The 4,213-nt window shown below is 55.9% G+C and carries 5 protein-coding genes; 2 read left to right on the top strand and 3 right to left on the bottom strand.

Annotated elements, in window-relative coordinates:
- Together AAAB35_RS18220 and AAAB35_RS18215 are read right to left on the bottom strand one after the other, a co-directional pair.
- The coding region (locus AAAB35_RS18220; protein WP_340669691.1) for a SulP family inorganic anion transporter at positions 1-801 on the bottom strand (801 nt) is incomplete at its 3' end.
- Between the two features lie 107 nt (positions 802-908).
- Entirely contained in the window at positions 909-1,394 is a 486-nt protein-coding gene (locus AAAB35_RS18215; RefSeq protein ID WP_340669690.1) for a hypothetical protein, read from the bottom strand.
- Positions 1,395-1,588: 194 nt separating this feature from the next.
- Here AAAB35_RS18215 and AAAB35_RS18210 point away from each other — a divergent pair, with 194 nt between their 5' ends.
- The gene (locus AAAB35_RS18210) at positions 1,589-2,527 is read left to right on the top strand and encodes a polyphosphate kinase 2 family protein (protein ID WP_340669689.1); all 939 of its coding nucleotides are present in this window, start codon (positions 1,589-1,591) and stop codon (positions 2,525-2,527) included.
- A 14-nt stretch (positions 2,528-2,541) separates the two neighbouring features.
- Here the strand turns inward: AAAB35_RS18210 and ydiK are convergent, their stop codons facing one another.
- Entirely contained in the window at positions 2,542-3,621 is a 1,080-nt protein-coding gene (gene ydiK / locus AAAB35_RS18205) for an AI-2E family transporter YdiK (RefSeq protein WP_340669688.1), read from the bottom strand.
- Positions 3,622-3,965: 344 nt separating this feature from the next.
- Here ydiK and AAAB35_RS18200 point away from each other — a divergent pair.
- A partial coding sequence (locus AAAB35_RS18200; protein WP_340669687.1) for an aquaporin occupies positions 3,966-4,213 on the top strand: 248 nt, incomplete at its 3' end.

Below are 4,213 nucleotides of genomic sequence, written 5' to 3'. Positions count from 1 at the left end.
AACTATGCCTGCCCCGAAGCTTACGATCAAAACTGCAACCGACCCCAGCAATAAATCGGCAACTGCGGCACCCTTTGGTAAGGGCAACATGGGCGCCGGCAAGCGCGAGGGGATTTGACCAACGACCCGCATGCCCATTGCCTGAAAATCAAAGACTGCCGATAGAGCGGTTGCAAGGACAACGGCAACAAGGGGCCCCGGAATTGCGGGCCGGCGGACACGCAATACAAGCAGGAGAAGGAACAGACCGGCGCCAAGCACAACTGAGGGCCAATGGATAAGGTCAAATTTTGTCGCAAGTTCAAAAAGTGGCGCAAATAGCCCCTCGCTGTCGATTTTGACGCCGGTCAGCCGCCCGAGCTGGCCAACAAGAATAGACAGGGAAATTCCCGTCATGAATCCGGTCAGGATCGGGCGCGACAGGAAATTTGCAATAAAGCCAAGCCGCAGGACATTCGCCAGCAGGCAGAGGAGCCCGACAGTCACTGCGATGGCTGCCGACGCAATCAACGTCTCGTCCGGTGACAACGGGCCAAGAGAAAGGAGAACTGCTGCCAGGACAGTGACGGTGCCTGCATCGGGCCCCACGATCAGCTGGCGCGACGAGCCAAGTATGGCGTAGCCAAGGACCGCCATGATGCTGGCATATAGACCCACCTCTGGCGGCAATCCGGCAATGGCGGGATAGGCAATGGCGCTCGGCAAGCCGACGGCGGCGATCGCCAGGCCAGATGTCACATCATACCGGAGCCATTCGCTCCGGTACGCCCTCAAGCTTGAAATGATCGGCAGCGTTGGCATGGCACAGAGCATATCCGTCAAGGAACGTGAGAAACCAAGCAACACGCATCGCGGATCCCTAAGGCCTGGGTCTCAAGATGCTCAATACGCCATCGCGTACGGGAGATTCAATGCGCGCGCTTTTCGCCCCAGCCGAGAAAGAGCCCTACATCTCCTGGCATTCCGTGCGGCCATTCAACGATCATGGCGCTCAGGCGGTACCCGGCGGGTTTGAGGCGATCGCGCCACACTTCAAAGGCCTGGCGCGGAACACCTGTCAATGTTTCAGGCCAATCGGGTTCATTGTTGTTGATCGCCCGGCCCATGTCCGTACAAAGTTCAACGGGAAATTGCATGACTTTCAGCTCAGTGCGCCCCTCCTCCGCGGCTTTCGTGACGAGGTGCTTTAGGTTGGCCCGCATTTGGTCAGTAATTTGAACCGGTTCCGATAACCGCTCCATGAGTTTTTTGCGGGCGTCTTCTGCTCGCTTCATGCCTTCAAATGCGGCTGAAGCACGCGCGCTGTCGATCTTGTCCGCGTATTCACGCAATTCCTTTGCCGACATAAAGAAACCGTTCTCGGCTACCGGATCGTGTTCGTCTTTCGTTGCCATGGCTCTCCCCATTCGATGCCCAGCCGATCGGATTCCCTAAAGTATTTATCTCGCGACGCGATGCTCTTTATTTGCAACACGCGCCATGGAATATCAAATCTTCTCTAAACCGCGCAACAAAATGACATTTCGCTAGTAGGATGATAGCATACTCGCATCAATTGGCCAATTATATGACGCTTGGGGGGGAAGCCATGAAAATCACTGTCGACTTTGACAAAAAGCGCGAAATACAAGTGGGAAACAGCGGTGAGGTAAAGTTTCGATTTCGCGACATTGCCGTCAAGCCCGGGCGCAAAATTTCGCTCAAAGACGATTTTGACCCGGAATTTACCGGAGGATATGACGACAAGGCCGGCGCGCTCCAGCACGTTGCGGCAAATGTCGAGCACCTGTCAGAGATGCAGGAACTTCTCTATGCGCAGGATACCTATTCTGTGCTCATGATCTTTCAGGCCATGGACGCAGCTGGAAAGGACGGGGCCATCCGCCATGTGATGTCCGGCGTCAATCCGCAGGGCTGCCACGTTACCAGCTTCAAGTCACCATCGGCAGAGGATCTGGACCACGATTACCTATGGCGCGCATCAAAAGCGCTTCCGGGTCGCGGCATGATCGGCATATTCAATCGTTCCTATTATGAGGAAGTTCTTGTGGTCAGGGTCCACCCTGAGCTCCTTGAAAAGCAAAAAATTCCCGAGCGAGCCACACAGGGCGATCTCTGGCAACGCCGGTTCAAGCAGATCAACAATTATGAAAAATACCTGCGCCAGAACGGCACGATCATCCTGAAGTTTTTTTTGAACGTCTCGAAAAAAGAGCAGAAGCGCCGCTTCCTTTCACGGATTGATGAGCCGGAAAAGAACTGGAAGTTCTCGGCGGCGGACTTTGGCGAACGCAAATTCTGGGATGAGTATCAGACTGCCTTTGAAGATATGCTTAACAATACAAGCACCGAGTGGGCGCCCTGGTTTGTCATTCCTGCCGACAACAAGTGGTTTGCGCGCCTTGCCATATCAGAGGCTACCTGTGGTGCGCTTGAAAGGCTTGACCTTGCTTCGCCGAAGGTCACCGAGGCCCAGAAGCAGAAACTCATGGAGATTCGCAAGCAGCTCATTGCAGAAGGCGACTGAGGTCAGGTCGATCATCAGGGCGTCTGTTTCACACCGGGAGTCTTGTTGTCACTGTCCTCCATCCATGCGTCGAGCAAAGTGTAAGCGACCGCGAGGAGCGTAGGCCCGACGAAAATTCCGAGGATGCCGAATGAGATAAGCCCGCCTATCACACCGGCGAAGATGAGCAACAAGGGCAGGTCGGCGCCCCTTCTGATCAGAACCGGGCGCAGATAACCATCCATCGTTCCGGCCACGAGTGCAAACAGCAGCAACACAGTCGCCCACAGCGTATCACCGGAGTAATACATCCAGATGACCGTCGGCGCCAGAATGAGGCCGGGTCCGATCTGCATCAAGCAGAGAACAAAGATGAGCGCGGTCAGAAATGCCGCAAACGGGATGCCCACGACAATTAGCCCGATGCCGCTCAGTGCAGTCTGAGCAACCGCAGTGACGACAACGCCAAGCGCAACACCGCGAATTGCTTTGCCGGCCAGGCGAACCGCCATCTCGCCACGATCGCCGGCGAGCCTGCGGCCGAACCGGATGGCCATCGCCGCTCCCTGTTCGCCGCGCGAATACATGATGGCGGCTATTACGGTTGTCAGCAGAAACTCAAGAAACATTCCGCCGAGACTTCCAGCTGCGGTTGCGAACCATTGCGCAAGTGAACCGGCATATGGTTTCAGCCTGGGGGCGAGTTCGGTCATCCCGATCGCCGCCAGCCTTTCCCAAGCCTCGTGTATGCGCGGTCCGATCAGGGGCACGTCTGCGAGCCATGTCGGCGGCTGCGGCAATTTGAAGGTCAGGCCGCTGCGGAAGAAATCCGTGATGTGGTCGATATTGTCGATGATCAGGCTGATCGCCAGCCAAAACGGAACGATAATGACCAACAGTAGGGTAATCGTCATGACCAGGACAGCAATGCTGCGTTTGTTGCCGACGTGATGCTGCACCCAAAGCATGAGCGGCCAAGTCGCGATGACCAACGTCAAAGCCCAGATGATCGCCGCCAGGAACGGCAACATCACCCAGATCGAGCTGACGAGAAGGCCGCCAATAAACAATACGGAAAGCGTTACGCGGGTGGTGTCCTGGCGTGGCTCGAGCATGTACCTGCCTCTAAGGAGGATTGACGATCAATGCCTTGAAATGAAACGTGTTTACCCCAAGTTATTTATGCGTGATTGTGCGCCCATACTGCCAAAGTTACTAGCCCCGGGGAACGGGTACCACCAGCAAACGGTCGCGGACGGTGTTCCGCTGGACCTTGGTGGGCTCCCTCAAAACGCCCGGCGCCATTGGCCGTCTGCAGGGTCGATCGCATTCGTCAGGGGCCATGTCTTACGCAGACTTCTGTCCGTGCGCACCGAGTGATATTCTCCAGTTCAAAATCCAGAATTCTTTCGCGTATGCAGTTCGAGCTCCGGGGCCCGGTCTCCCCAAAGAGGGTTCCATGTTGAACAAACTGTCGGCTGAATTCTTCGGTACATTCTGGCTTGTCCTCGGCGACTGCGGCAGCGCGGTTATCGCGGCGGCGTTTCCAGATGTCGGTATTGGTTTGCTTGGTGTTGCCTTTGCTTTTGGTCTTACGGTTCTTACCATGGCCTTTGCCGTCGGACATATATCCGGCGGACACTTCAATCCAGCTGTCTCGCTTGGTCTTGCCATGGCCGGACGGTTCGAGTTCAAGGATCTGATTCC

The sequence above is a fragment of the Phyllobacterium sp. genome, from assembly GCF_037994425.1.
Taxonomy (GTDB): domain Bacteria; phylum Pseudomonadota; class Alphaproteobacteria; order Rhizobiales; family Rhizobiaceae; genus Phyllobacterium.
The sequence above is the reverse complement of the archived record's forward strand: the minus strand, read 5'-3'. Positions and strand labels throughout refer to the sequence as shown.

Excerpts from the sequence above, each read along its gene's own strand:
- AAAB35_RS18215 (WP_340669690.1), bottom strand. The coding sequence starts at position 1,394 with ATGGCAACGAAAGACGAACACGATCCGGTAGCCGAGAACGGTTTCTTT.
- AAAB35_RS18210 (WP_340669689.1), top strand. The coding sequence starts at position 1,589 with ATGAAAATCACTGTCGACTTTGACAAAAAGCGCGAAATACAAGTGGGA.
- ydiK (WP_340669688.1), bottom strand. The coding sequence starts at position 3,621 with ATGCTCGAGCCACGCCAGGACACCACCCGCGTAACGCTTTCCGTATTG.